The sequence below is a fragment of the Alloalcanivorax sp. C16-2 genome (assembly GCF_046507615.1).
Lineage (GTDB): Bacteria > Pseudomonadota > Gammaproteobacteria > Pseudomonadales > Alcanivoracaceae > Alloalcanivorax > Alloalcanivorax marinus_A.
Genome location: NZ_JBKFTL010000001.1, coordinates 1,656,557 through 1,682,140 on the forward strand (window position 1 = coordinate 1,656,557; position 25,584 = coordinate 1,682,140).

General features: G+C 65.0%; 23 protein-coding genes. 15 read left to right on the forward strand and 8 right to left on the reverse strand.

Features of this window, described 5'->3' with window-relative positions; genetic code table 11:
* Nucleotides 1–88: 88 nt before the first annotated feature.
* The 3 genes from ACLD02_RS07795 to ACLD02_RS07805 all read right to left on the reverse strand — a co-directional run bounded on the left by ACLD02_RS07795 (nt 89) and on the right by ACLD02_RS07805 (nt 4,062).
* On the reverse strand, nt 89–2,482 hold the full coding sequence (locus tag ACLD02_RS07795; RefSeq protein ID WP_238400798.1) for a TonB-dependent receptor domain-containing protein: 2,394 nt from the start codon (nt 2,480–2,482) through the stop codon (nt 89–91).
* Nucleotides 2,483–2,579: 97 nt separating this feature from the next.
* On the reverse strand, nt 2,580–3,503 hold the full coding sequence (locus tag ACLD02_RS07800; RefSeq protein ID WP_410298368.1) for a FecR family protein: 924 nt from the start codon (nt 3,501–3,503) through the stop codon (nt 2,580–2,582).
* 52 nt (nt 3,504–3,555) lie between these two features.
* On the reverse strand, nt 3,556–4,062 hold the full coding sequence (locus tag ACLD02_RS07805; RefSeq protein WP_203100536.1) for an RNA polymerase sigma factor: 507 nt from the start codon (nt 4,060–4,062) through the stop codon (nt 3,556–3,558).
* Between the two features lie 286 nt (nt 4,063–4,348).
* Here ACLD02_RS07805 and ACLD02_RS07810 point away from each other — a divergent pair, with 286 nt between their 5' ends.
* The 4 genes from ACLD02_RS07810 to ACLD02_RS07825 all read left to right on the forward strand — a co-directional run bounded on the left by ACLD02_RS07810 (nt 4,349) and on the right by ACLD02_RS07825 (nt 8,555).
* Entirely contained in the window at nt 4,349–4,843 is a 495-nt protein-coding gene (locus tag ACLD02_RS07810) for a spore coat U domain-containing protein (RefSeq protein ID WP_410298369.1), read from the forward strand.
* 92 nt (nt 4,844–4,935) lie between these two features.
* Complete coding sequence (locus ACLD02_RS07815) at nt 4,936–5,589, forward strand: molecular chaperone (RefSeq protein ID WP_410298371.1); 654 nt, start codon at nt 4,936–4,938, stop codon at nt 5,587–5,589.
* 45 nt (nt 5,590–5,634) lie between these two features.
* Nucleotides 5,635–8,154, forward strand: coding sequence for a fimbria/pilus outer membrane usher protein (locus ACLD02_RS07820; protein ID WP_410298372.1), 2,520 nt, complete (start codon nt 5,635–5,637; stop codon nt 8,152–8,154).
* Nucleotides 8,127–8,555, forward strand: coding sequence for a spore coat protein U domain-containing protein (locus ACLD02_RS07825; protein ID WP_410298373.1), 429 nt, complete (start codon nt 8,127–8,129; stop codon nt 8,553–8,555). The genes ACLD02_RS07820 and ACLD02_RS07825 overlap by 28 nt, the downstream gene beginning before the upstream one ends.
* On the opposite strand, the gene ACLD02_RS07830 is transcribed toward ACLD02_RS07825, so the two are convergent.
* Nucleotides 8,549–9,508 carry a formate/nitrite transporter family protein gene (locus ACLD02_RS07830; RefSeq protein ID WP_410298374.1) on the reverse strand — a complete coding sequence of 320 codons (960 nt, stop codon included), beginning with the start codon at nt 9,506–9,508 and terminating at the stop codon, nt 8,549–8,551. The two genes, ACLD02_RS07825 and ACLD02_RS07830, sit on opposite strands and share 7 nt — an antisense overlap.
* A 331-nt stretch (nt 9,509–9,839) precedes the next feature.
* On the reverse strand, nt 9,840–10,832 hold the full coding sequence (locus tag ACLD02_RS07835) for a sodium:calcium antiporter (protein WP_410298375.1): 993 nt from the start codon (nt 10,830–10,832) through the stop codon (nt 9,840–9,842).
* A gap of 179 nt (nt 10,833–11,011) precedes the next feature.
* On the opposite strand from ACLD02_RS07835, the gene ACLD02_RS07840 reads away from it, so the two are divergent.
* Nucleotides 11,012–11,971, forward strand: a complete 960-nt coding sequence (locus ACLD02_RS07840) for an OmpA family protein (RefSeq protein WP_410298377.1) — start codon at nt 11,012–11,014, stop codon at nt 11,969–11,971.
* Here ACLD02_RS07840 and ACLD02_RS07845 read toward each other — a convergent pair.
* The 3 genes from ACLD02_RS07845 to ACLD02_RS07855 all read right to left on the reverse strand — a co-directional run bounded on the left by ACLD02_RS07845 (nt 11,968) and on the right by ACLD02_RS07855 (nt 15,350).
* A complete protein-coding gene (locus ACLD02_RS07845) occupies nt 11,968–12,924 on the reverse strand; it encodes an alpha/beta fold hydrolase (protein WP_203100549.1) in 957 nt (318 codons plus the stop codon). The genes ACLD02_RS07840 and ACLD02_RS07845 overlap by 4 nt on opposite strands.
* A gap of 20 nt (nt 12,925–12,944) precedes the next feature.
* Nucleotides 12,945–14,576, reverse strand: coding sequence for a long-chain-fatty-acid--CoA ligase (locus ACLD02_RS07850; RefSeq protein ID WP_238400800.1), 1,632 nt, complete (start codon nt 14,574–14,576; stop codon nt 12,945–12,947).
* Nucleotides 14,577–15,107: 531 nt separating this feature from the next.
* Nucleotides 15,108–15,350 carry a hypothetical protein gene (locus tag ACLD02_RS07855; RefSeq protein WP_410298379.1) on the reverse strand — a complete coding sequence of 81 codons (243 nt, stop codon included), beginning with the start codon at nt 15,348–15,350 and terminating at the stop codon, nt 15,108–15,110.
* Between ACLD02_RS07855 and ACLD02_RS07860 the strand changes: the two genes are divergently transcribed.
* From ACLD02_RS07860 to ACLD02_RS07905, 10 genes are all read left to right on the forward strand, one after another.
* Complete coding sequence (locus ACLD02_RS07860) at nt 15,349–16,569, forward strand: branched-chain amino acid ABC transporter substrate-binding protein (protein WP_410298381.1); 1,221 nt, start codon at nt 15,349–15,351, stop codon at nt 16,567–16,569. The two genes, ACLD02_RS07855 and ACLD02_RS07860, sit on opposite strands and share 2 nt — an antisense overlap.
* A gap of 71 nt (nt 16,570–16,640) precedes the next feature.
* Nucleotides 16,641–17,582, forward strand: coding sequence for a branched-chain amino acid ABC transporter permease (locus ACLD02_RS07865; protein WP_203100555.1), 942 nt, complete (start codon nt 16,641–16,643; stop codon nt 17,580–17,582).
* A 20-nt stretch (nt 17,583–17,602) separates the two neighbouring features.
* On the forward strand, nt 17,603–18,853 hold the full coding sequence (locus tag ACLD02_RS07870) for a branched-chain amino acid ABC transporter permease (protein ID WP_238400801.1): 1,251 nt from the start codon (nt 17,603–17,605) through the stop codon (nt 18,851–18,853).
* A complete protein-coding gene (locus ACLD02_RS07875; RefSeq protein ID WP_203100559.1) occupies nt 18,850–19,596 on the forward strand; it encodes an ABC transporter ATP-binding protein in 747 nt (248 codons plus the stop codon). Before ACLD02_RS07870 ends, ACLD02_RS07875 begins: the two co-directional genes overlap by 4 nt.
* Nucleotides 19,593–20,291 (forward strand): ABC transporter ATP-binding protein, encoded by a 699-nt coding sequence (locus ACLD02_RS07880; protein WP_203100561.1) that lies wholly within the window; start codon nt 19,593–19,595, stop codon nt 20,289–20,291. The genes ACLD02_RS07875 and ACLD02_RS07880 overlap by 4 nt, the downstream gene beginning before the upstream one ends.
* A 350-nt stretch (nt 20,292–20,641) precedes the next feature.
* Nucleotides 20,642–21,868 carry a branched-chain amino acid ABC transporter substrate-binding protein gene (locus ACLD02_RS07885; RefSeq protein WP_203100563.1) on the forward strand — a complete coding sequence of 409 codons (1,227 nt, stop codon included), beginning with the start codon at nt 20,642–20,644 and terminating at the stop codon, nt 21,866–21,868.
* Nucleotides 21,869–21,958: 90 nt separating this feature from the next.
* Nucleotides 21,959–22,900, forward strand: coding sequence for a branched-chain amino acid ABC transporter permease (locus tag ACLD02_RS07890; RefSeq protein ID WP_203100564.1), 942 nt, complete (start codon nt 21,959–21,961; stop codon nt 22,898–22,900).
* A complete protein-coding gene (locus tag ACLD02_RS07895; RefSeq protein WP_203100566.1) occupies nt 22,897–24,138 on the forward strand; it encodes a branched-chain amino acid ABC transporter permease in 1,242 nt (413 codons plus the stop codon). The genes ACLD02_RS07890 and ACLD02_RS07895 overlap by 4 nt, the downstream gene beginning before the upstream one ends.
* Complete coding sequence (locus ACLD02_RS07900; RefSeq protein ID WP_410298383.1) at nt 24,135–24,884, forward strand: ABC transporter ATP-binding protein; 750 nt, start codon at nt 24,135–24,137, stop codon at nt 24,882–24,884. Before ACLD02_RS07895 ends, ACLD02_RS07900 begins: the two co-directional genes overlap by 4 nt.
* Nucleotides 24,884–25,579 carry an ABC transporter ATP-binding protein gene (locus tag ACLD02_RS07905; protein WP_194296618.1) on the forward strand — a complete coding sequence of 232 codons (696 nt, stop codon included), beginning with the start codon at nt 24,884–24,886 and terminating at the stop codon, nt 25,577–25,579. The genes ACLD02_RS07900 and ACLD02_RS07905 overlap by 1 nt, the downstream gene beginning before the upstream one ends.
* Nucleotides 25,580–25,584: the final 5 nt, after the last annotated feature.

A 25,584-nucleotide genomic window follows, 5' to 3' on the forward strand; every position in this document is an offset into this window, starting at 1 on the left:
TCTAATTAAAGTCAAGGGGCCGCCGTCCCCGGGGTGGGGACGGCGGTGGTGGGGCCGGAGGAGGATGGGAGATTGGAGGGGGCCGGGCTCAGAAGTCGACGCTGTAGCCCAGGCTGTAGACCCGGCCACGGCCGGTGAAGTAGAAGTCCGGGCTGACCCGGCCGGCCTGGGAGTAGTAGGTCACGTAGTCCTTGTCGAACAGATTCTCCACGCCCAGTTTGACGCGGCCCACCGGCAGGGTGCGCACCAGGGAGGCGTCCACCAGGGTGTAGCCGTCGAAGTCCAGGCCGTCCTGGTCGAAGCTGCGGTCGCGATAGTGGTTGACCTGCACCAGCGAGCGCAGGGTGTCGTTCCAGCTTGCGTTCCAGGTGGCGCCGATGCGGTCGGGGGCCACGCTCAGGCCGTTCAGGGTGGTGTCCACGTCGCCGTCGCCGTCGGTGTCGGATTCCCCTTCCTGGTGGGTGTAGGTGAGGCCCAGCTCATGGGCGTCGGTGACGCGCCAGTCCAGGGTCGCTTCCACGCCCTTGATTTCCACTTTTTCCCGGTTGACCACGAACACGCCGTTCTCCTCGGTGAGACGCTCGCCGTAGTCGGAATCCGATTCAAAGTAGCTCACCTCGAAGCGGGTGCGCTCTCCGTTGAATCGCAGGCCCACCTCCCGGTTGTCGGTGACGATGGGTTTCAGGGCCAGCAGGTTGTCCACGTCCTGGCCGGTTTCGTCGATGCCGCGCAGCACCCGGCCCACGTCGGGCATGCCGAAGCCTTCGGAATAGTTGGCGAACAGCTGCACCTGGTCGGTGAGCTGGTAGGTGGCGCCGATGTTGTAGAGCATCTCGTCGAAGTCCGGATCGCCGCCGCGCACCAGTACGCCGTTGTTGGCTTCCACGGTGCGGTAGTCGTCCACCTTCAGCTTGGCGTACTCATAGCGGGCGCCGCCGGAGAAGGCGAGCCGGTCCAGGGGGCGCAGGTCCAGTTGCACGAAGCCGGCGTAGTTGCGGTATTCGGTTTCCGGCACGTAGACCCGGTCGGTGAGCACCAGGCTCTGGCGGGTTTCGTCGCTGAGCACGTCGAAGCCGGTGGCCAGGTCCAGATGGTCGCGGAGCAGCCCTTGGCGCTTGAGGGTGAACTGGCTGCCCATCTTCTCGGATTCGTTGCGGGTCTGGTCGAGCAGCGTGCCCACCGGGGCCAGGGCCGGGTCCTGGAAGGAGCCGGAGCGCAGCGCGCCAAACTGGCCTTCGAAATCCTGGTAGTAAACCTGGGCGTCCAGTTCATTGCCCAGCCAGTTGCCATGGCTGTAGCTGAGTCGGGTGGTGGTGACCTTGTTGAACATGGGCTCGCCTTCGGCACCGCCTTTCTCGGCGCTGGTGGGAATGCCGTTGGCAAGGTCGCCGGGCACCGCCCGGTAGTCGTGGTCGCCTTCCAGTTCGAAGCGATTGGCGCTGAACGTGATGTTCTGGTTGTCGTCCAGCCAATAGCCCGCCTTCAGAAACAGATCGTGGCTGGTGGAGTCCTGGATCTCGCCGGGGTAGGCGAAGCCGATGGCGCGGTCGCGGCCATCATAGAACAGCCCGCGCTCCTGGCGGCTGGCGGCGGCGACGATGTCCCAGCGTTCGGTCTGCCCGGTGAAGCGGTAATCCAGCTTGTGCCCCAGGCCATCACTCTGGAAGTCGTCGTCGCTGGTCAGGCTGACCCCAACGTGCTGCTGGAAGCCGGGCTTCTCCGGGCGGCGGGTGACGAAGTTGATGATGCCGCCGGTGGCGCCCAGGCCGTATTCGGCGCTGGCGCCGTGGATCACCTCGATGCGTTCCACCATGCTCAGGTCGATGGTGTAGCTGGCGCGCCCGCCGTTGCGCAGCGGGTTCGATTGGGGCACGCCGTCGATCAGAAACTGGGGGGTGCGGCCACGGAAGGTCTCGCCGGTATTGGACAGTTTCTGACGGCTCGGCGAGTAGGACGGAATCAGGTTGGCCAGCACCGCGCCGGGATCATCACTGATCGCCATCTGCTCCTCGATCTGCTGGCGGGAGATCATGGTGATCTTGCGCGGAGATTTGCCGGCCACGGTGTGGCTGCGGGCGGCGGAGACCACCACGTCTTCCAGTTGATGGGCGCTGCTCCGGGCCGGCGGCGCCGGGATCAGGTGCACGGTGAGCCGGCCACTGTCCGGGGTCTGGTTGGTGCGGTAGCCCACGCCGGTGCCGGCCAACAGGACGTCGAGCGCGCCGTTGACACTGTACTGGCCGCGCAGCGGGGCGCTTTGTCGGCCTTCCAGGTCCGCGCCGCCAACGATCAGGTCCACGCCGGCCTGTTCGGCGAAGCTCAGCAGGGCGGAGCGCAGCGGTTGGGCGGGCAGGTCATAGGTGCGCTCCGCCGGCGCGGTGAGTGTGCTCTCGGGTGTTTCGGCCTGGGCCTGGAGCGCGGGGGACAGCAGCATCAGGGCAAGCCCGGCGCCGCCCAGGCGGCGAGAAAACGTCAAAGCCATAACCGGTCGATCCTTACATCAATGGAAATGAGAAGCGTTGTTGTTGAGGGCTATGACGTTTGAATGCGCGGATGCAGTAAATTTTTTTCGTGATCGTTCAATAGAGCAGGGTCAGGCCGGGCAGGTTCTGGCTCTTCAGGCCCAGGCTGGTGGCCAGGGCGGGCACGCCGCTGTCCAGGTTGTCCAGGTGCAGCACCGCTTCCACCGGAGTGCCACCGCGGGCGCGGTCGAGCAGTACCACCGGGCGCGACCGGAAATCGTTGATGCGCGCCAGCGCGGTACTTAGAGGGGTTTGCTCGAACACCAGCACGCCTTGAGCCCAGCCCGCTTCGCGGGCCGGGTCCAGCGGCAGCGGGCGGATGCCGTCCTGGTCCGTGAGGCGGGCGGCATCGCCGGCCTCCAGCAGGCGCTCCCGGCCACCGGGCAGGCGCGCGCGTACCCGGTGCTCGGTGACGCCCACCTGTTCGGCGCCGTCACGATGACGCACCCAGAACGCGGTGCCCCGGGCGGTGAAGTCCGCGTCGCCGCTGTGCACCGTGAACGGGCGCGGTTCATCGGCGTTGATCGGCGCTGGCCGGAACAGGGCCTCGCCGCGCAGCAGTTCCAGGTTCCGGGCACGGTCGTTGTAGGCCACCCGCACGGCGGCGCCCGGGGCCAGGTCCAGACGGCTGCCGTCGGCCAGGGTCAGGGTGAGCGGCGTGGCACCGGCCAGGTAGTCCGCCCTTGCCCGCAGCCACCAGTCCGGCGCCTGCCAGGCGATTACCAGTAGCGCCGCCGCCGCCACCGCGAGCCAGGCGGTGGCCCGGCGTGGCTTGGTGGTGGCGCCGACCGTGGCCGGTGGTACCTCTCCGGCCAGTTCCCAGTGCATCTCCAGCTCCGCCAGGGCTTCGCCGTGGGCCGGGTCGGCGGCCAGCCAGGCCTCCAGGCGGTGCTGCTCCCCGGTGTCCAGAGGGCCGGCCTGGCAGCGCAGCCACCAGTCACGGGCGGTGCGTTCCACGGTGTTGGAGAAAGGCTGGGGCATGGCGTGCGGTCCGTGCGGGAGCTTCCCAGGAGTGGGTTGAGGGGCGCTATTGTCAGTCATCGGCACGGGTCTGGTCGAGGATGTAACGCATGGCCAGCGCCAGGTGCTTCTGAATCGAACTGGTGGACAGGCGCAGGGCCCGTGCCGCCTCGCCGTGGGTGTGACCCTCGATACGGCACAGCTCGAACACCCGCCGGGAACGCTGCGGCAGCCGCTCCAGGGCCGCCGCCACCGCGTCCACCCGGCGTTGGCTTTCGTAAAGGATATCGGGACGCTCGCTGTCGTCGAGCAGGTCGTCCCACTGCTCCGGGGTCAGGGTGTTGGTGCGCCAGGTCTCATGACGGCGACGGTGATCGGTGAGCAGGCGGCCGGCCAGGGTGTACAGGTAGGGCAGGGGACGTTCGATGGTTTGCCGCCGGCTGTGCGCCAGCAGGCGGGCGAAACACTCCTGGGTAAGATCCTCCGCCAACTCCGGGTCGCCGGTACGCAGCCACAGATAACGATGGATCTTGTGGCGGCACCGCGCATACAGATGCGGCATCGGAGGCTGGGAGGTCATGGCTGCCCGTGCGGGAAATCAAACCGTAATTGTTATTGATTCTTATTCCTTTGTCCAGGCACCTCATTATTGGTGAGCTTGGGGTGAGAGAGAGAGAGGCAGTAATAAATAACTAGTGAATGTCAAGATATAGGCTATTGGTATTAATTATTTCTTCTTATTCGTGTGAACTGTATCACGAATAAATAGTGAACTCTGTATTTAGAATCCGCCCGGTGGAGGACGAATCATTTTGTTCTTCACCCCTCAAAACCGAGTCCTAAAGGACCAATCAGGAGTGACTCCGATGAAACAACTTCAGCTTGCCATACTGTCCACCCCCCTGCTGCTGGTCGGCGCGTCGGCGCTGGCCGCCACCACCACCGACACCTTCCAGGTCTCGGCCACGGTGCTGGACGCCTGTTCAGTGACCGCCGGTGATCTGGCCTTCGGTAACGTGGACCTGCTTAGTGGTACCGACGTGGACGCCACGTCCAGCATCGAGGTGACCTGTTCCACGGGTACCGCCTACGATGTGGGCATCGGCCCCGGCACCGCCGATGGCGCCACCACCAGCAGCCGCCAGATGGGCGACGGCGGCACCGGCGCGCTTGATTACGCTCTGTACAGCGACGGCACCCGGGACACCAACTGGGGCGACGTGGTGGATACCGACACCGTGGCCGGCACCGGCGACGGCGGCGTCCAGACCCTGACCGTTTTCGGCCGTGTTCCCAGCGGGCAAACCGGCGTCGCCGCTGGCGCTTACACGGACACCGTCACCGTGACCGTGACCTATTGATGCGGTCGTTTCTCCTCGTGGTAAAGCGGGCGGGAGCGCGAAGCGCGCTCTCGTTCGCCGTTTTGCTGGTTTTGTCGTTTTGGCTGGCGCCGATGGTGGCGTGGGCCGGCGGCATGCGAGTGACGCCGATCCTGCAGGCGCTGCCCCACGATCGCGCGATGGCGGTCTATCGGATTCATAACCTGCGCGATGCGCCGCTCACCGTGCAGATTCGAGCCTGGCGCTGGCAACGGGAGGCCGGTGGTCGCCAGCTTGAGGACGCCCCGGACCTGCTGGTGGTACCGCCGCTGGTGACCCTGGCGCCGGGCCAGCAGCAGTTGGTACGCATCGCCCGGCGCGGCGCGGACCGGGACCGGGAGTTGGCCTATCGGGTCCGTTTTCAGGAAATCGCCGAACGTTCGGCGGGTGCCGGCCTGGCGGTGGGCACCACCGTGACCATGGACGTGCCATTGTTCTTGCTGGCGCCCGCCCCCCGGAAGCAGTCGGAATGGCGTGTGATCCGCGACGGCGGCGAGCCGCGCCTGCGGATCACCAATACCGGCAACCGGTATCTGCGGCTGCCTTCGCTGACGGTGTCCGCCGGCGACGGTCCGGCGCGGTCGCTGGGCGCCGGCGCTCAATACGTCTTGATCGGCGAGACCCGGGAATGGGTGCTGCCGCTGGAGCCCTCGGACCTGGGGGAGGGGCTCACGGTCCATTATCAGGAGAAGGGACGCATGGTTTCCCGGCGCTTGGCCAGCCCCTGACCGATGGGCGATGGCCGGCTCCCGATCTGGCTCGTCGTAGTGGCGTTGCTGTGGTCCACGCACGTGGCGGCGCAACCCGGGGAGCACTGGTACCGCAGCAGCGTGGATCATTACCTGACCCGCTACCACGCCCTGGTGCTCGATGGTGACCGAGGGCTGGCGGTGCGACGCCTGGATCTGATCGAGCTTGGTTTGCCCGTGCCGCCGAAGGGGACCGAGGTATTCCACTACCAGGGCGAGGTGTTCTATCCGCTGTCGTCGTTGCCGGATCTGCGCCTGTTGATCGATCACGACGCCGAGCAAGCGCATTTTCAGCGCCGTGGCTTGTCGGCCCTGCCGACGCCGCCCAATCCGGAACTGCTGCTGACCGTGGCCCTCAACGGCCAGCCCCCGGGTGATCCGGTGCTGGTGCGGTTTCGCGCCGGGCATTTCCATCTCGACGACGACGGCGTGCGCGCCCTGGGGCTGGACCCGGCGCGCCTGCCGGTGCCGGGCCCGGAGGGGTATACCCTGAGCGGGCTGGCCGGGGCTCGGTTCACCGTGGATGTGCTCGCGCAAAGCCTGACCATGACGGTACCGCCGGGCTATTTCGTCACCCACCACCTGAATGCCGGGCACACCCGCCCGGCACCGCTGTCGGCGCCGGTTGAGCCATCGGTCATGCTCGACTATTCGATTACCGAGGGAGGCGACGGCGAACGCCGCTGGCGCAGCGGCACGGTGGACGCGGCGCTGGGCTGGGGCGATGCGTTCTGCGAAAGCCGCCACGCGTACCAATCCTGGGCCGACACCACGTTGCGCCTGGGCAGTCGCTGTGTCTGGAATCAGCCGGATCGGCTGCTGTCGGTGTCCCTGGGCGATGCGGTATCCGACCCGGCGGTGCTTGGCCAGCCGGTGCGCTATGGCGGCGTGCGCATCGGCACCGATTATGGCCTGGCGCCGTCGTTCGCCACCCAGCCCTACCTGTCCCTGGAGGGCAGCGCGCGGGTACCCTCGGTGCTGGAAATCTGGACCGACCAGATGCTCAACGAGCGCCGCGAGATTCCACCGGGTCCGTTCCGCATCGACGATTTGCCCGCCTACACCGGCGCCGGCAACCTGCGCGCGGTGGTGCGCGACGGCAGCGGCCAGCCACTGACCATCGTGCAGCCGTTCTACTCCGACCCGGCATTGTTGGCCCGGGGATTATCGGACTGGTCCCTGGAGTACGGTTACCAGCGGCGCGATCCGTTATCGGCCGACGCCGCCTACGACCGCGACCCCTTCGCCGCGCTCACCGCCCGCCACGGCGTGCGTGACTGGCTGACCCTGGGGGTACGCGGTGAACATTTCGATACCCTCGACCTGGGCGCCGCCGAGGCGCGGCTGCGGCTCGGGCGGCTGGGGGTGCTGGAACTGGGCGGCGCCGCCAGCGACGGCCCGGAGGGTGGCGGCGAAGCCTCGGTGATCGGCTTCTCCCGGCGCGGTCGCTGGCTGTCGCTGGGCTGGCGGCAATGGCGTGCCGGGCAACAATTCGTATCGCTGGGCTACCCACTGCCCGGTGAGGCTCCGGCGCTGCAGCGCCAGTCGAATCTGGGGTTGGTGTTGGGGCGCGGCGTATCGCTGTCGCTGGGACGCGTCGAGCGCCGTTACCACGACGACCGCGACGACCAGGTCTTCGACAGCGCCGGGCTGACACTGTCGCTGGCGGGGGCCGGCCAGTTGTTGATGTCGGTGTTCCAGCCCCGCTCTCCGTCCGGGGACCGCCTTTATACCCTGGCTTTCACCCTGCCGCTGGGCTGGCGCGGCCACGCCACCGCCGCTGCCGGTGGCGCGGATCTGGAGGATCGCACACTGTCCTGGCAGCGCAACCCGCCCGCCGGCCCGGGCACCGGCTACCGGGCCCGGGTGGGCACGGTGCGCGAGCAAACCCTGCGCGAGGGTGACGTGACTGCCCAGAACCGCTATGCGCGGCTACGGCTGTATGGCCGCCGGCTGGGCGAGCAAAGCAGCGGCTACGGGGAACTGAGCGGCGCCCTGATCGCCAACCGGGCCGGCCTGTTCGCCAGCCGTTCGCGGCCCGGCGGCGTGGCGGTGGTGGACGCCGGCGCCTCCGACGTGCGGGTTTACCGTGACAACCATCTGATGGGCCGCACCGGCGCAAAGGGCAAATTGGTGGTGGCCGGCTTGTTGCCTTATCAGCAAAACAGCCTGCGGCTGGCGCCGGAGGATCTGCCCCTTGATGCGCGGTTGGCCAGCGACCGGCAACCGGTGGTCACTGGCCAGCGCCAGGCCTTGACGGTGTCCTTCCCGGTGCGGCGCGACCGGCCGGTGAGCGTGCGTCTGACCCGGACCGACGGCCGCGCGGTGCCCGCCGGGGCGAGCGCCGAGCTCAACAACCGCCGCCGCCTGGTGGTGGGCCACGGCGGGCTGGTGTACGCGCCGCTGGATCAGGCCGGTGGCCTGTCCGGCACGGCCCGCTGGGACGGCGGCGCCTGCGATTTCACGGTAACCGCCCCGGCGGACGCCGATTACCCCCTGGATCTGGGAGCGATACCTTGCCATTCCGACCCCGAGCCACCCTGACCGCGCTACTGGCGCTCGCCGCCGCCCCGGCCCTGGCCTGTTCGGTGACCTCCACCGGGCTGCGGTTCGGCACCATCGATCCGCTCGCCGGCCAGGCGGCCACCGCCACCGCTTCGGTGAACGTGGATTGCCCGGAGGCGGGCGGTTATACCCTGACGGTAAGTCCCGGCCACGGTGACTACGCCGAGCGCTACCTGCTGGCCGGTGAGCGGCGCCTGTTCTACAACGTCTACGCGGACCCCGCCCACGGCCAGGTGGTGGGGGACGGTGGTGGTGTGTCCGTGGCTGTAAGCGGCGACGGCCCGGCGACCACCCACACTCTCTATGGGCTGATGCCGGCGCAACCCGGGGCGGTGCCCGGCGTCTATGCCGACCAGTTGGTGATCACCGTCAGTTATTGATCGCGGCCCGGACGCTTGCGGGCGAAGCCCCAGGCGCCGCGTCGGCCCTGGCGCTGGATGTCCATGTCGTTGCGAATCTGGGCGTGGCTGATCAAGGCGAAAATAAAGGTGCCGCCGATGATATTGCCGGCCAGGGTGGGCAACCCGAAGCGCAGCACGAAGTCCGCCCAACTGGCCTCTCCGGCGAACACCAGATAAAGAATCTCGCTGGCGCCGACGATGATGTGCGGGAACTCACCGATCGCCACCACATAGGTCATGATCAGGATCACCCAGGCCTTGGCCTGGTCCGCCGAGGGCATCACCCACACCATGGTGGCGATCACCCAGCCGGCGATGATGCTCTTGGAGAACATCTCGAAGGGGCTGTTCTCCAGCACCTTGTGGCCCAGGTCCAGGAAGGCGCTGCCCACCTCCGGCGAGAACATGGGCAAATGCAGAAAGGTAAAGGCGGCGATGCCGGCGCCGACCACGTTGCCGGCCAGCACCACGCCCCACAGGCGCATCAGGCACCACAGCTTGCCCAGCGTGGGGTGGCTCATGAACGGCAGCACCGCGGTCACGGTATTCTCGGTGAACAGTTGCTGGCGGGCCAGGATCACGATCAGAAACCCCAGGGTGTAGCCCATGCCGCCAATCAGAAAACCGGCGTTGTTGTCCGGCAGATGGGCGTCCAGCAGACCCCGGGCCATCAACGAGGCGCTCATGGAGATGCCGGCGGCGATCGCCGACCACAGCAACGCCATGGCGTCGCGCTCCAGCTCCTTCTCGCCGGCCACGCGCAGCCGTTCATGAACCGCCGCCGCCCGGGAGGGCAGGTATTTTTCCTGCTCGTCCTCGTCGCCCTGGCCGTCGTCGGCCCCAACGGCCGCCTCCCGGCGTTCCCGCTCAACGGCGTCTTCCCAGGGGCTGCTTTCCTCGTCCTGCTCGGGTCGGTTCTGGTGATCGTTCAAACCGCTCTCCTGTGGGCTGCCGTCAGAGCGTGACGGGTGGCGGAACAGGTACTATAAACCGCCGTACATCAGCGAATCATAAAAGCCGGGTAAAAACCGGGTGCCACCTTTACCCTTCGTCGCCACTTTCAATAATCGCGACTAAAGTCGCTCCTACCCGTTACCCGTCTACGCAGTCGCTCATGACGCTACCTCGGAGCGTCTCGTCGTAGTTCCCCTTCCGGGACCCTGTCAAACAGGATGTTTGACCGGGAGCCCCCAGGGACGGGTGCACGGCGTTCCCGGAAGGGGAACTACGACGAGACGTGGGCTTGAAGAACGAACACCGCGATCAGCCGCCATGCACCACCAGCAAAATGCCCAACCCATACAGCAACAACACCGCCACGCTCTCAAAACCAATACCACCGGGCCCCTGCTCCTCACGCCGGATCAACCCCATCAGCAAGGCGCCGGTCATCAGGATCGACAACGACACCCACACCAGCAGATCGTCGCCCATCTCGGCGTAGATCGAACCGTCCCGGTAGGCGATGTCGGAGGCGGCGGTGAACAGGGTATCGAAGGCGTTGCCGCCGATGATGCCGCCCACCGCCAGGGTCAGAGCGCCTCGCCGCACGGCGGCCACCGAGGTGACCAGCTCCGGCAGGGATGTCACGGTGGCGGTGAGCAGCAGGCCCATGGTGGTCTGCGCCAGACCGGTTTGTTCGGCGATGGCGGTGGCGGCGTTCTCCAGCGCCCAACCGGTGGCGCCGAGCAGCGCGCCCAGGCCGAGAAAGGCAATCAACAGGGTTCGCAGGGAACGCCGCAGATTGTCCTCCTCGGGTACGTCCTCGCGGGTTTCCCGGGTGCGCGCCGGCTGCCACATGGGCTGGTCCCGGGTGCTCTGGATCAAGCGCAGACCATACGCATAGGTCGCCAGCAGCACCGGCGTGGCCGGGTGGATGCCGAACAGGGTCACCGGCGGCGCGAAGGCGCCCACCAGGATCACCGCCATCAGGGTTACCAGCAAGGCGCCCTGCATCAGGTTGGCGGCGGAGGCGGCGGCGTGTTCCAGATTGGCGCGCCGGTAGAACAGATCCGCCACGGCGAGAAAAGCAGTCTGCACCGCGATGCCGCCCAGGGCGTTGCTGAGCGCCAGATCCGCGTTGCCCTTGAGGGCGGCGGTCACCGACAGCACGCTGCCGGACAGGGACGTGGTGGCGCCCAGCAGCACGGCGCCCGCCAGGGCCTCGCCCACCCGGGTACGGTCGGCCAGCTCGTCCACCACGGCGGTGATTCTGACGCCGGCGGTGGCGACGATCGCCACGCAGGCGAGGAACACGGCGATGCTCAGGGGCAGGGAATCGTGAAGGAAATCGATGGGGCGCTCCTGTCCGGATCAGGCCCGAGTCTACCGGTTACGGCGGCGGGCAAAAAAGGCCACCGGGTTTACACTTTTTCCACAGTGGCGGGTCGTGAACTTGGTCATGATTGCCGCCGTGACCGCAACAGGGGAACGGCATGCACATCATCACCAGGAGCGTCCTGATGGCCTCCGCCTTGCTGGCCGCCACGCCGGCCCTCGCCGCCGGCGAGCAGGCCGATCCGCGCGGCTGGAACGCTTCGGCCATGGGGATCTATGTGTTCGAGGACCAGGACCGCAACGACGTTGATTATGGCACCGGCCTGCGCTTCGGGCTGGGGCGGCAGCTCGGCGAGCACTGGGACCTGGAATGGAACGGCTTTGGCAACGCCCTGCAAAGGGACCGTGCCGGCGGCCAGCACTGGCAATATGGCCTGGGCGTGGACGCGTTGCGTTATAGGTATCGCGAGGGGCCGTCACCCTATGTGCTGCTGGGCGGCGGCGGCGTTTATACCGATTCCAACCGGGGCACCGACACCAACGGCTTCCTGAATGCCGGCGCCGGCCTGCACTTCCGCGACGTATGGGGCGCCATGGGCCTGCGTATGGAGCTGCGCTACGTGATGGATTTTTCCGACGATGGCAGCGGCAACGAGCCGTTCAACGACCTGCGCGCCCTGGTGGGGCTGACCTTCCCGCTGTTCGGCGGTGGAGATCTGCGCACCGAGACCCGCATCATCGAACGCGAACGGGTGGTGGTGAAGCCGGTGCCGATGGCGCCGCCGGAGGTGCTGCATGGCGTCAACTTCGAATTCGATTCCGCGCGTCTGACGCCCAACGCCAAGACCGTTCTGCGCGAGGTCGCCGAACGGCTGGGTGCTTACCCCAACAGTGAAATCGAGATTGCCGGGCATACCGACTCCACCGGCGACGCCGGTTACAACCAGCGTCTCTCGGAGCGGCGCGCCGCTTCGGTGCGGGATTTTCTGATCGATCTGGGCGTCGACCCGGGCCGCCTCCAGGCCAGGGGCCATGGCGACACCCGCCCGGTGGACAGCAACGCCACCGAGGACGGGCGCGAGCGTAACCGCCGCATCGAAATGCGACGCATCCGCTAGCTCAGAAAGCGGCCCAGGTGGTCGTTGACGGTATCGGCGGCTTCCATCTGCACCCAGTGGCCGACATCGTCGAGCAGCACGATGTCGGTGAGGTTGTCCATTAGTTCCGGCATGCGTTTGAGGGCGCGGCCGGCGAACTGGATCACCGGGTCTTCCTTGCCGGCCAGGAAAAACGCCGGCGGGTGGATGCGTTCGCGACCGTCCGCTTTCTGCTGCTCCCAGGAAGCGTCCATGGCCCGGTACCAGTTGATCGGTCCGGTCAGTCCGCTGCGCCGAAAGCTGTCTTCATAGACGTCCAGATCCGCTTCCGTCATCCAGTCCGGCTGCGGGCCGGTGGGCGACTGCAGGATATCGAGCATGCCGGTGGCGGCGCCCTTGACCCGGTACTTCTCCTTCATGCCGGGGCCGGAAATGGCGTGGTACATGCGCTTGAGAAAGTCGCGCACGTCCGCCTCCAGTTCCCGCTCCGGCACCTCCGGCTGCTGGAAATACAGCTGGTAGAAGAAACGATCGCCAAAGGCGGCGCGCATTTGTTCGGTGGGCGCCTTGGGGCCGATGCCCGGGTAGGGCACCGACAGGCCGGCCACGGCCAGCACCCGCTCGGGCTCCTGCCGGGCCACCTGCCAGGCCAGGGCGCAGCCCCAGTCGTGGCCCACCACCCGGGCCTGGTCCACGCCGAAGGCATCCAGAATGCCCATCACATCGGCCACCAGGATGTCCTGGCGGTATGCCGATGCCGGCTTGGGGGCGGCGCTGCGTCCGTAACCGCGCAGGTCCGGCGCCAGTACATGGAAGCCCCGGTCGGCCAGGTAGGGCATCTGGTAGCGCCAGGAATAGCCGCATTCCGGGAAGCCATGCAACATGATCACCGTGGGATTGGCGGGATCGCCGGCGGCGCGCACGAAGAATTCCAGGCCGTTGGCGGTGACCGTGTGCTCCTTGAAATCGTTCATCCTGTTCCTCCAGGTGGTGTTCAGCCGGCGGCGGCCAGGTGGTCGCTGAAGCGATCGCGCAAATGCCGCTTGGATACCTTCCCGGTGGCGGTGTGCGGTAACTCCTCGACGAACAGCACGTCGTCCGGCAGTTGCCACTTGGCGATGCTTTCACCCATATGATCGAGCAGCGCCTGCTTGTCCTGGGCGGCGCCGGGGCGTGGCACCACGATCAGCAGGGGGCGCTCATCCCACTTCGGATGGGGCACGCCGATCACCGCGCACTCGGCCACATCCGGATGGGCGGCGGCCAGGTTCTCCAGGTCGATGGAGCTGATCCATTCGCCGCCGGATTTGATCAGGTCCTTGGCGCGGTCGACGATGTGCAGGGTACCGTCCTCGTCCAGCGACGCCATGTCGCCGGTGGCGAACCAGCCGTCCTTGTCGAACGCCTTGGCGTTGGCCTCCTCGTTATTGAAGTACGCTTTGATCACGGTGGGGCCCTTTACGTACAGCTCGCCCACGGCTTCACCGTCCTGCGCCACTTCGTGGCCCTCGTCGTCCACCAGTTTCATGCGCACGCCGAACAGGCGGCGCCCGGCGCTGCTTTTGATGTCCAGGCGCTCCTCCAGGGGCAGTTGGTCCTCGCCCTCCACCAGGATGCCCATGCTGCCGGTGGGGTTCATTTCCGTCATGCCCCAACCCTGCATGGCTTCGATGCCGTAATCCTGCTCGAAGGCGCGCAGCATGCTGCGCGGTGGTGCCGAGCCGCCGATCAGAACCTGGCGCAGGTCGCCGGGCTTGCGACCCCGTTCCTTCATCTCGGTAAGCAGCCCCATCCACACCGTGGGTACGCCCCAGGCGCCGGAGACGTTCTCCCGGTCCATCAGGTCGAACAGGCTGGCGCCGTCCAGCGCCGGGCCGGGCATGATCAGCGAGCAGCCGGTAAGCGGCGCCGCGTAGGGCAGGCCCCAGGCGTTGACGTGGAACATGGGCACCACCGGCAGAATGCGGTCGCCAACCCGGAACACGCCATTGGAGCCGGCCAGGGCGAACAGCGCCTGCAGCAGGCAGGAGCGGTGTGAATAGAGCGCGCCCTTGGGATTGCCGGTGGTGCCGGAGGTATAGCACAGCGCGCAGGCGGTGTTCTCATCCAGCTCCGGCCAGTCGTAGCTCTCCGGCTGGCCTTCCAGCAGCTCCTCGTAGCACAGCAGGTCGTCGCCGTCGGGCATGTGCGCGCGGTCGGTCATGGCCACATAGCGGGTGTGGGCGGGGAACTGGTCGCGCAGGCCGGTGATCAGCGGTGTGAAGGTGGTATCGAAGAAAATCAGGGTGTCGTCGGCGTGGTTGACGATGTAGGCCATCTGATCCGCCGGCAGGCGCGGGTTGATGGTATGGCACACCGCGCCAATGCCGGCGATGGCGTAGTACAGCTCCATGTGGCGGTAGCCGTTCCAGGCGATGGTGGCTACCCGGTCGCCGGGTTTCACCCCTTGGGCCACCAGAGCGTGGGCCAGCCGCGCCACGCGGCGCCGGGTCTGGCGGTAGGTCTGCCGGTGCTCGCCGCCTTCCACGGTGGCGGAGACAATCTCCGCCTTGGGATGGACCTGGGCGCCATAATCAAGAACGTCCATCAAGGACAACGGCGCGTCCATCATCAGCCCATTCAACATGTGTCTCTCCCTCGCTCGGCCACGGACGATGCCGGGCCGGTGTTTTTATTTTGAACGGTTGTTTTGAAATCGTTGGTGAGCAATTCATACCGACGGCGGGGGAGGGGGTCAAGGCGCGATGGGAACTTTTTGCCACCGGTGTTACTTGAGGTAACAGGGCAAGGAAAAAAATAAGAAAAGTGGCAACAAAGCGCCATTTTTTTCCCGCCGTGTGAAACCCGCCCGCTTCGCGGGCGCGGTGCCGGCTCAACCGCTCCTGGTAGCGAAAACGCCGCCGTTGCGGGCTCTTCCGGGGCACGCGGCGCGCTGGCGCGATCGCCCCGTTGCCCGTCGCAATCGAACATTGCCGGCGGAGATTGTTGGGTTCATGCTGAAAACAGCGTCATCCTTGGGCTGGCGGCTTATTTAGGCCTGCATTGTTGACCTAAGGGTGTCCTGGAAAGAGGATAAAAATTGGCGCTGGACAGATTTATTTTCGTGCGCACATACTACCAAGTATGTTCACGGCACCGCCCCGCGAGCGAGAACGTTTCAGGCGGCGGCATGGATTAACATCGCTTTGCGAGCGCGCATAAAAAAACAAAAAAGCGCGCCCCATAAAAATACCGGAAGCAACGCAGCCCGGGCCTGAGGTCCGGAATGGAAAACATACAGAAAAAGTAAACAAAAAAAGTTGTCGCGTATCCATCGCGGATGGACGCCAAAGTGAAATGCCGGTTCGCCTAGCGAGACGCCAGGCGGCGGCAGAACAACAACAATCGTGGAGAGCGTCATGCTGAAATCCCTTTTCACCTTTATCACTGCCTCGCTGTTGCTGGTCGGTACCGCCGGCGCCGCCGAGACCGTGAAACTTGCCCTGATCGATCCCCTCACCGGCCCCATGGCCGGCGCCGGCCAGCCGGCACTGGAACACCTCAAGTTCGAAGCCAAGCGCATCAACGCCAACGGCGGTATCGCCGGCAAGCAACTGGAAATCGTGGGTCTGGACAACAAGGTAAACCCGCAGGAAAGCCTGGTGCAGTTGCAGAAAGCCATCGACAGCGGCATCCAGTACGTTACCCAGGGCAACGGCTCCTCGGTGGCGTCCGCGCTGATCGGCGCGGTGGAGAAGCACAACCAGCGCAATCCGGGCAAGGAAGTGCTGTATCTGAACTACGCGGCGGTGGACCCCTCGTTCACCAATGAGCGTTGTTCCTTCTGGCATTTCCGCTTCGACGCCAACGCGGACATGAAGATGAACGCGCTGACCACCTACATCGCGGAAAACAAGGACATCAAGAAGGTGTACCTGATCAACCAGGATTACAGCTTCGGCCACGCGGTGTCCAAGGCCGCCCGCGAAATGCTCAAGGAAAAACGCCCCGATATCGAGATCGTCGGTAACGACTTCCACCCGCTCGCCAAGGTGAAGGACTTCACTCCCTACGTGTCCAAGATCCAGTCTTCCGGCGCCGACGCGGTGATCTCCGGTAACTGGGGTCAGGACATCACCCTGCTGGTCAAGGCCGCCGCCGAATTCGGCCTGGACGCGCCCTTCTACACTTACTACGGCGCCAGCTCCGGCGTGGTCACCCAGCTCGGCGACAAGGGCGTGGACCGCATCTATCAGATCAACGAGTACTACGGTGACTTCGAGGATCCGGAGATGGCCAAGCGCCAGGTCGAGATGTACAAGGAAACCGGCTGGGACTTCTACTACCTGCGCTTGAGCACCATGCTCGACATGTTCAAGAAAGCCGCCGACAAGGCCGGCTCCACTGATCCGGTCAAGGTCGCCAAGGCGATGGAAGGTCTGACTCTGGAAACCACCAATGGTGAAGTGGTAATGCGCGCCGAGGATCACCAGATCCAGCTGCCGATGTTCATGTCCGTGATGAAGGACGACATGAAGTACGGCGCCGAAGGCACCGATTACAACTTCCACAAGGTAGCCCGGATCGAACGTGAAGACGTCACCCTGCCTACCACCTGCCGCATGCGCCGTCCCAAGTAAGACGGTCCGGCATCCCTTCGTGATCGTGCAGTAGGGGCAGTGGCCATGGCCACTGCCCCGGGAGCCTTGTCATGCTCGAAATAGTGATTTTCTCGACCCTGAACGGCATCTTGTACGGCCTGTTGCTGTTCATGCTGTCCAGCGGTCTGACCCTGATCTTCTCGATGATGGGCGTGCTTAACTTCGCCCACGCCAGCTTCTACATGCTGGGCGCCTATTTCGCTTATACCCTGGGTATGCACACCGGCTTCTGGCCGGCGCTGATTCTGGCGCCGTTGCTGGTGGGCGGTCTCGGCGCGCTGGTGGAGCGTTTCGGCCTGCGTCGGGTGCACGCCAACGGCCACGTGGCCGAGCTGCTTTTCACCTTCGGCCTGGCCTACGTGATCGACGAACTGGTGCAGATGGTATGGGGTACCGTGGCGGTCGCCTACCGCGAACCGGAATACATGCGCGAGCCGCTGTTCACTCTGTTCGGCACCGATTACTCCATTTTCCGCGGGGTGGTGATTCTGATTTCCATCCTGATGTTCGTGGCGTTGTGGTACCTGCTCAAGAAAACCCGGGTCGGCCTGATGATTCGTGCCGCCCTGACCCACGGCGAGATGGTCGGCCATCTGGGTCACAACGTGCCGCGTCTGTTCATGGGCGTGTTCGGGTTCGGCTGCGCGCTGGCCGGCCTGGCCGGCGTGATCGGCGGCCCGATCATGGCCACCGAGCCGGGCATGGCGGCGACCCTGGGCCCGATCGTGTTCGTGGTGGTGGTGGTGGGTGGCATGGGCTCCTTGCAGGGCGCCTTCTATGCCTCGCTGCTGATTGGCCTGATCCAGACGTTCTTCGTGGCCATCGACGCCTCGGTGGCGGATCTGGTCAATGCCATGGGGGCCAATCTGGACCCCTACGGTGAGCTGGGCCGTATTTCCCTGGCCACCCTGGCGCCGATGACGCCGTTCATCCTGCTGGTACTGATCCTGATCTTCCGGCCCCGCGGTTTGATGGGGGAACTTGAACCATGAGCCAGGATATGTCCGTTCCCATGCAACCTTCAAAATCCCGCACCTCCCTGCGTGGCCTGGTCCCCTGGGTGGTGTTCGCCGCGGTGCTGCTGTTGCTGCCGGTGGTTTTTCAGGGCAACAGCACCGCCTTTACGCTTCTCAACGTGATTGGCATCAACATTGTCTTCGCGTTGTCCTACAACATGCTGCTCGGCCAGGGGGGCATGTTGTCCTTTGGCCACGCCGTGTTCTTCGGCCTGGGCAGCTACGCGGCCATGCACGCGATGATCGCCATCGACGACGCCTCCTACGCCGGCGAGGGCTTCTGGGCCCACGTACCGGTGGTGGGCATGCCGGTGATCGGCATGATCGCCGGCGGCCTGGTGGCCCTGGTGCTGGGCTGGCCGTTCTGCCGGCGCGCCGGTACCGCCTTCGCCATGATCACTCTGGGTCTGGGCGAAATGGTGGCGGCGGCGGGGCAGATGTTCCCGTCCCTGTTCGGCGGCGAAGCTGGTATTTACGGTAACCGCATGGTCGGGCCGCAGTGGTTCGGCCTGGAACTGGCGCAGTCCGACGATGTGTACTGGTTCATGGCGTTCTGGACCTTCGTGGCGGTGTTCGCCATGTGGGCTTTTACCCGCACGCCCTTGGGGCGCATGTCCAATGCGGTGCGCGACAACCCGGATCGTCTGCAATTCATCGGCTACCCGCCGCGCAATATCCGTTTCATGATCTTCATCGCCTCCGGTTCCTTCGGTGGCCTGGCCGGCGGCATGGCGGCGGTCAACTATGAAATCATCACCCCCGAGGCCCTGGGGCTGATCCCCTCCGGCCTGGCGCTGCTGATGGCGGCCGTGGGCGGGCTGGGCGTGTTCTACGGCCCGATCATGGGCGCCATCGTGGTGACCCTGATGAACTCCATGCTCAGTGACTACACCGACGCCTCGATTCTTTATGTGGGCCTGGTGTTCCTGTCCATCGTGATGTTCGCGCCGCGCGGTCTGGGCGGCGGCATCGAGCAGGTGCGGGTTGCCTGGCGCGAAGGTGACCTGGCTCGGCGCTTGCCGGGCTGGTTGTCCGGCGCGTTGGCGGTGGGGCTGATCATCGTCGGCATGGTGGTGCTGGTGGAGATGCTGTTCCAGGCCACCCACGGTGACGATGAATTCGCTCAGGTACTGGGCATGGAATTCGACGCCGCCGCGCTGTGGGGCTGGCTCACCGCCGCGGTGCTGGTGGTTCTGGGCGCGGTGATCAAGCGCGCCACCAACAAGCTGCGGGAGGATCAGGCATGAGCGCACTGTCCATCAAGGGGCTGACCAAGAGCTTTGGCCCCGCGGAAGTGATCTGCGGCGTCGATCTGGACGTGGCGGAGAATGAAGTTCACGCGGTGATCGGCCCCAACGGGGCCGGCAAGTCCACCTTCTTCAACCTGCTGTCCGGGGCGTTCGCGCCCAGCGGGGGCGAGATCTACCTGAAGGGGGAGCGCATTGACGGCCTCACGCCGGAGAAAATCCAGCAACGGGGCCTGTCGCGCTCGTTCCAGGTCTCCAATGTGTTCGGCAACCTGTCGGTGTTCGAGAACATTCGCTGCGCCTGCTTCAAGCAAAGCGGCGCCGGCTATGTGTTCTGGCGTTCGGCGGCCAAGGTGCGCGCGGCCAACCAGCGCGCCGAGGAAGTACTGGATATGATCGGTCTGCAGGCGCTGCGTGATGTGCCGGCGGGCGCGTTGCCCTACGCCAGTCAGCGGGCGCTGGAAATCGGCATGACCATCGCCTGCGGCGCCGACGTGGTACTGCTCGATGAGCCCACCGCGGGCATGAGCAACACCGAGACCACCCAGGCCATCAACCTGATCCGGCAGGTCGCCGAGGGCCGCACCCTGATGATCGTGGAACACGACATGGGCGTGGTGTTCGAGCTGGCCGACCGTATCTCGGTGCTGGTGTACGGCAAGATCATCGCTACCGGCACGCCGGAGGAGATCCGCAACGATCCGCGGGTCAAGGAAGCCTATCTCGGGGAGGAGGCGGCATGATGCTGGAAGTCAACGACCTGCACGCCTACTACGGCAAGAGCCATATTCTCAATGGCGTCAATTTCTCCATGCAGGAAGGGGAAGTAGTGGCCCTGTTGGGCCGCAACGGCGTGGGCCGCTCCACCACGGTGAAATCGATCATGGGCGAGGTCCCGCCGCAGGGCTCGATTCGTTTCCGTGGCGAGGAAATCGCCGGGATGCCCAATCACCGGATCGCCCGGCGCGGGCTCGGCTACGTGCCCGAGGACCGGGATATTTTCCCGACCCTGACGGTGCGTCAGAACCTGGAGCTGGGCATCAAGAACACCCGCAAGCCGGGCAAATGGAAGGTGGAACAGTTCCTGGATATGTTCCCCAACCTGGCACGCCGGGCGGATTCGCCGGCCGGCGTGCTGTCCGGTGGCGAGAAACAGATGCTGACCATCAGCCGCACGCTGATGGGCGATCCGGAGCTGATCATGATCGACGAGCCCACCGAGGGGCTGGCGCCACTGATCGTCAAGCAGATCGGCGAGCTGATTTCGGAGATCGCCAAGGCCGGTGTGTCGATTCTGTTGGTGGAGCAGAAGCTTTCCATCGCCATGGATATTTCCCACCGGGTGCTGGTGATGGGCCACGGCCAGATCGTCTTTGAAGGTACCCCCGAGGAATTGCGCGAGGATGAAGCCACCCGTAAGGAGTGGCTGGAAGTCTGACCGCGTGTTGTTTGTGTTCCATCGTCAATGGGCTGGCCCGCTTCGGCGGGCTTTTTTTTGGTGCGTCGTTTTTGAGCGGGGGTGTTACCTATGGTAACCATTGGCCCCCGCATCGGGCCGGCGTGAATCGGATCGTGACGCGCGCGCCATGGCCGCACGACGTCATGGCATTCTCCAAGTTGTTGTTTTCAAAGCAATGATGATGATCTTCCAGCGGGTATGGGAGGCCTGTATGGACAGCTTCGTCGACTGCCTTTTATTATCTCTCGCGTGAGTGAATGAAGTGAGCGCCGCTCGGCGTCGCCGTTTCGTTCCGTTCGAGCGATAAAATAACAACGTTGGAGAGCACCATGGTGAGACCCTTCCTCAAGCTGTTCGCCGTTTCCCTGGTTCTGCTGTCGGGCCTGGCCCGGGCGGCGGACGCGGAGCCGGTACGCTTTGCGCTGATCGATCCCCTGACCGGCCCGATGTCGGTGGTGGGCCAGCCGGCATTGGCCCAGCTTCAGTTCACCGCCGAGCGTCTCAACCGGGACGGCGGCATGGACGGTCATCCGATCGAGATCGTCGGGTATGACAACAAGATCAATCCCCAGGAAAGCCTGGTGCAGTTGCAAAAGGCGATTGACGACGGCATCCGCTACATCATTCAGGGCAACGGTTCCTCGGTGGGTTCCGCGCTGCTGAGCGCGATCAACAAACACAATCAGCGCAATCCGGATGACCGGGTTCTGTATCTGAACTACGCGGCCATCGAGCCGTCGTTCACCAACGAACGCTGTTCCTTCTGGCATTTCCGCTTCGATTCCCACGTGGACATGAAAATGAACATGCTCACGGATTGGATCGCCGACAATCCGGACGTGAAGAAAGTATTCCTGATCAACCAGGATTACAGCTTCGGCCATACCGTGTCCGAGTCCGCCATGCGCATGCTCAAGAAGAAACGTCCGGACATCGAGATCGTCGGCAACACCTTCCATCCGCTGGGCAAGGTGAAGGATTTCTCGCCTTATATTTCCAAGATCAAATCGTCCGGCGCGGATGTGGTGATCACCGGCAACTGGGGCCAGGACATCAACCTTCTGATCAAGTCCGCCGCCGAGTACGGCGTGGATGTCCCCTTCCTGACCTATTACGGCAGCACCCCGGGCACCATCACCCAGGTGGGTGACAAGGGCGTGGACCGGGTCTACCTGATCGCCGAATATCACGGCGATTTCACCGATCCGGAGATCGCCGAGCGTCAGGTCAGTCTCTACAAGGAGAAAGGCTGGGATTACTACCCGCGCGTGGCGGCGATGCTGGAAATGATGAAAAAGGCCGGTGACGAGGCGGGCAGCGTCGATCCACTGGCGGTGGCGAAGACGCTGGAAGGCCTGGAATACGACGCCGCCGGCGGCCATCTGACCATGCGCGCCGCCGATCATCAGTTGCAAATGCCGCTGTACCTGTCCGTGCTCAAGGACAACATGAAGTACGGCGCCGAAGGAACCGACTACAACTTCCATCAGGTGGCGCGTTTCGATGCGGATCAGGCGACCCTGCCCACCACCTGTCGCATGCGCCGCCCGGACTGATCCCGCCTTCTTCCGGTTCGATTCTTACGCGCGCTTTTATTCCGCGATTTAAAAGGGGCGGCGGCACACCGCCGTCCCGGGAGTCGTTTGATGCTCGAAGTAATCGTCTTTTCCACGCTTAACGGGCTGCTCTATGGGCTGCTTCTGTTCATGCTGTCCAGTGGTTTGACGCTGATTTTCTCGATGATGGGCGTACTGAATTTCGCCCACGCCAGTTTTTACATGCTCGGCGCCTACTTCGCCTATGCGCTGGGGCTGCATATCGGGTTCTGGCCGGCGCTGTTCCTGGCGCCGCTGCTGGTGGCGGTGCTCGGCGCCGTGGTGGAACGCTTCGGCCTGCGGCGCGTGCATGAGAATGGTCATGTGGCGGAGCTGCTGTTCACCTTCGGGCTGGCCTATGTGATCGACGAAACCGTGCACCTGCTGTGGGGTTCGATCCCGGTGTCCTACAGCGCGCCGGAAGCCCTGCGCGCGCCGCTGTTCAGTCTGTTTGGCACCGACTACTCCATCTATCGGGGCGTGACCATGATGATCGCCATCCTGATGTTCGTGGCGCTCTGGTTCCTGCTCAAGAAAACCCGGGTCGGCCTGATGATCCGCGCGGCGCTGACGCACGGCGCCATGGTCGGCCACCTTGGCCATAACGTGCCGCGTTTGTTCATGGGCGTGTTCGCGTTCGGCTGCGGGCTGGCGGCCCTGGCCGGCGTGATCGGCGGCCCGCTGCTGAGCACCGAGCCGGGCATGGCGCAGTCGTTGGGCCCGGTGGTGTTCGTGGTGGTGGTGGTCGGCGGCATGGGGTCCCTGTTGGGGGCTTTCTACGCTTCACTGCTGATCGGCCTGGTGCAGACCTTCTTCGTGGCCCTGGATGTGTCGATCGGTGATTTGCTCAACGGGCTGGGTTTCGCCGTGGACCCCTATGGCGAGGTTACCGGCATCACCCTGGCGTCGATCGCGCCGATGACGCCCTTCATTCTGTTGGTACTGATTCTGATTTTCCGCCCGCGTGGCCTGATGGGGGAGCTTGAACCATGAATGAATCGCTTTCCTGGTGGCGCCCGGTGGCGCCCTGGGCGATCAGTGCGCTGGTACTGGTGACCCTGCCTCTGGTGGTGGCCGGTAACGGCACGTTCAGCATCATCAACGTGGTCGCCATCAACATCGTTTTCGCGCTGTCCTACAACATGTTGCTGGGTCAGGGCGGCATGCTGTCCTTTGGCCATGCGGTATTTTTCGGGTTGGGTGCCTATGGGGCGATCCATGCCATGAATCTGATCGGCGAGGCCGGTTACGACGGCCACGGTTTCTGGGCGTTTTTCCCGGTCTATCTGCTGCCGCTGGTCGGCTTCGCATGCGGCGCTCTGGCGGCGCTGGTGGTGGGCTGGCCGTTCTGCCGGCGCGCCGGCACCGCCTTCGCCATGATTACCCTCGGCCTGGGTGAGCTGGTCGCCGCCGGCTCGCAAATGTTCCCCACCGTGTTCGGCGGCGAGGCGGGCGTGTTCAGCAACCGCATGGTGGGCCCGGTGTGGTTTGGCCTGGAGCTGGCCCAGCCCGCCGACGTGTACTGGTTCATGGCGTTCTGGACCCTGGTGGCGGTGTTCGCCATGTGGGCGTTTACCCGCACGCCCCTGGGGCGCATGTCCAACGCGGTACGCGATAACGCCGACCGGCTGCAGTTCATCGGCTACCCGCCACGCAACCTGCGGTTCCTGGTGTTCATCGCCGCGGGCGGCTTCGCCGGGCTCGGCGGCGGCATGGCGGCGGTGAACTACGAAATCGTCACCCCGGAATCCCTGGGCCTGCTGACCTCGGGCCTGGCCCTGCTGATGGCCGCGGTGGGTGGTCTGGCCGTGTTCTACGGACCGATGGTCGGCGCCATCCTGGTCACGGTGATGAACTCCCTGCTCAGTGACTACACCGACGCCTCGATATTGTACGTGGGGCTGGTGTTCCTGGCGGTGGTGATGTTCGCCCCCGGCGGGCTGGGCGGCGGCATCGAACAGGTGCGTCTGGCCTGGCGGCGCGGCGACCTGGGCGCGCACCTGCCGGGTTGGCTGGGCGGAGCCCTGGCGGTGCTGCTGATCGCCCTCGGGCTGGTGAGCACCATCGAACTGGTTTATCAGATCAGCCATGGCCGCGACAAGCTGGCGCGGCTGCTCGGTCTGGAACCGGACCCGGCCTCGCCGCTGGTGTGGTTGGGCATTATCACGCTGTTCGCCGCCGGCTATGGCGTGGCGCGCGTCAGCGGACGATATCGGGAGGCACGCGCATGAGCGAAGCATTGAACATTCTTGGGCTGAAGAAAAGTTTTGGTCCCGCCGAGGTGATCCGTGGTGTCGATCTGACCGTGGCCCGTGGTGAAGTGCATGCCGTGATCGGTCCCAACGGGGCCGGTAAATCCACGTTCTTCAATCTGGTGTCCGGTGCGTTCGCGCCGAGCGCGGGCCAGGTGAGTCTGCACGGCCGGCGTATCGATGGTCTGGCGCCGGAAAAAATTCAGCAGCGTGGTCTGGCCCGTTCCTTTCAGGTCAGCAACGTGTTCGGAAATTTGTCGGTGTTTGAAAATCTCCGGTGCGCCTGCTTCAAGCAAAGCGGGGCGGGCTATGCCTTCTGGCGCCCGGCCGGGTCGGTGAAGCGGGCCAACCGTCGTGCCGAGGAAGTGTTGGAGATGATCGGCCTGACGGCGCTTCGCGACAGCCCCGCCGGCGCCTTGCCCTATGCCAGTCAGCGTGCTTTGGAAATCGGCATGACCATCGCCGGGGACGCCGACGTGGTGCTGCTGGATGAACCCACCGCCGGCATGAGCAACACCGAAACCACCCAGGCGGTGTCGCTGATCCGTCGTATCGCGGAGGGGCGCACCCTGATGATCGTCGAGCACGACATGGGGGTGGTGTTTGAACTGGCGGATCGTATCTCGGTGCTGGTGTACGGCGAGATCATCGCCACCGGCACGCCGGACGCGATCCGTAACGATCCACGGGTCAAGGAAGCCTACCTGGGCGAGGAGGCGGCGTGATGCTGGAAGTCAAGGACCTGCACGCCTACTACGGCAAGAGTCATATTCTCAACGGTGTCGATCTTTCCATCGGCGAAGGGGAGGTGGTATCGCTGCTCGGCCGCAATGGCGTGGGCCGCTCCACCACCGTCAAGGCGATCATGGGCGAAGTCCCGCCGCGGGGTTCGATCCGCTTTCGCGGTGAGCAGATCGCCGGGCTGCCCAACCATCGCATCGCCCGCAAGGGATTGGGCTACGTGCCCGAAAGTCGGGATGTGTTCCCGACCCTGACGGTGCGGGAGAACCTGGAGCTGGGCGTCAAGAACACCCGCAGGCCGGGTAAATGGAAGGTACCGCAGTTCCTCGACATGTTTCCCAATCTGGCGCGGCGCGCGGATGCCCCGGCCGGTGTCTTGTCCGGCGGCGAGAAACAGATGCTCACCATCAGCCGCACTCTGATGGGCGACCCGGCGCTGATCATGATCGACGAACCCACCGAGGGGCTGGCGCCGTTGATCGTCAAGCAGATCGGGGAGTTGATCGCCGAGATCGCCGCGGCCGGCGTGTCGATCCTGCTGGTCGAACAGAAGCTCTCCATTGCCATGGACATCTCCCACCGGGTGTTGGTGATGGGCCACGGGCGCATCGTGTTCGAAGGCACGCCGGCGGCGCTGCGTGGCGATCAGACTGTGCGTGGCGAATGGCTGGAAGTATGAACGGC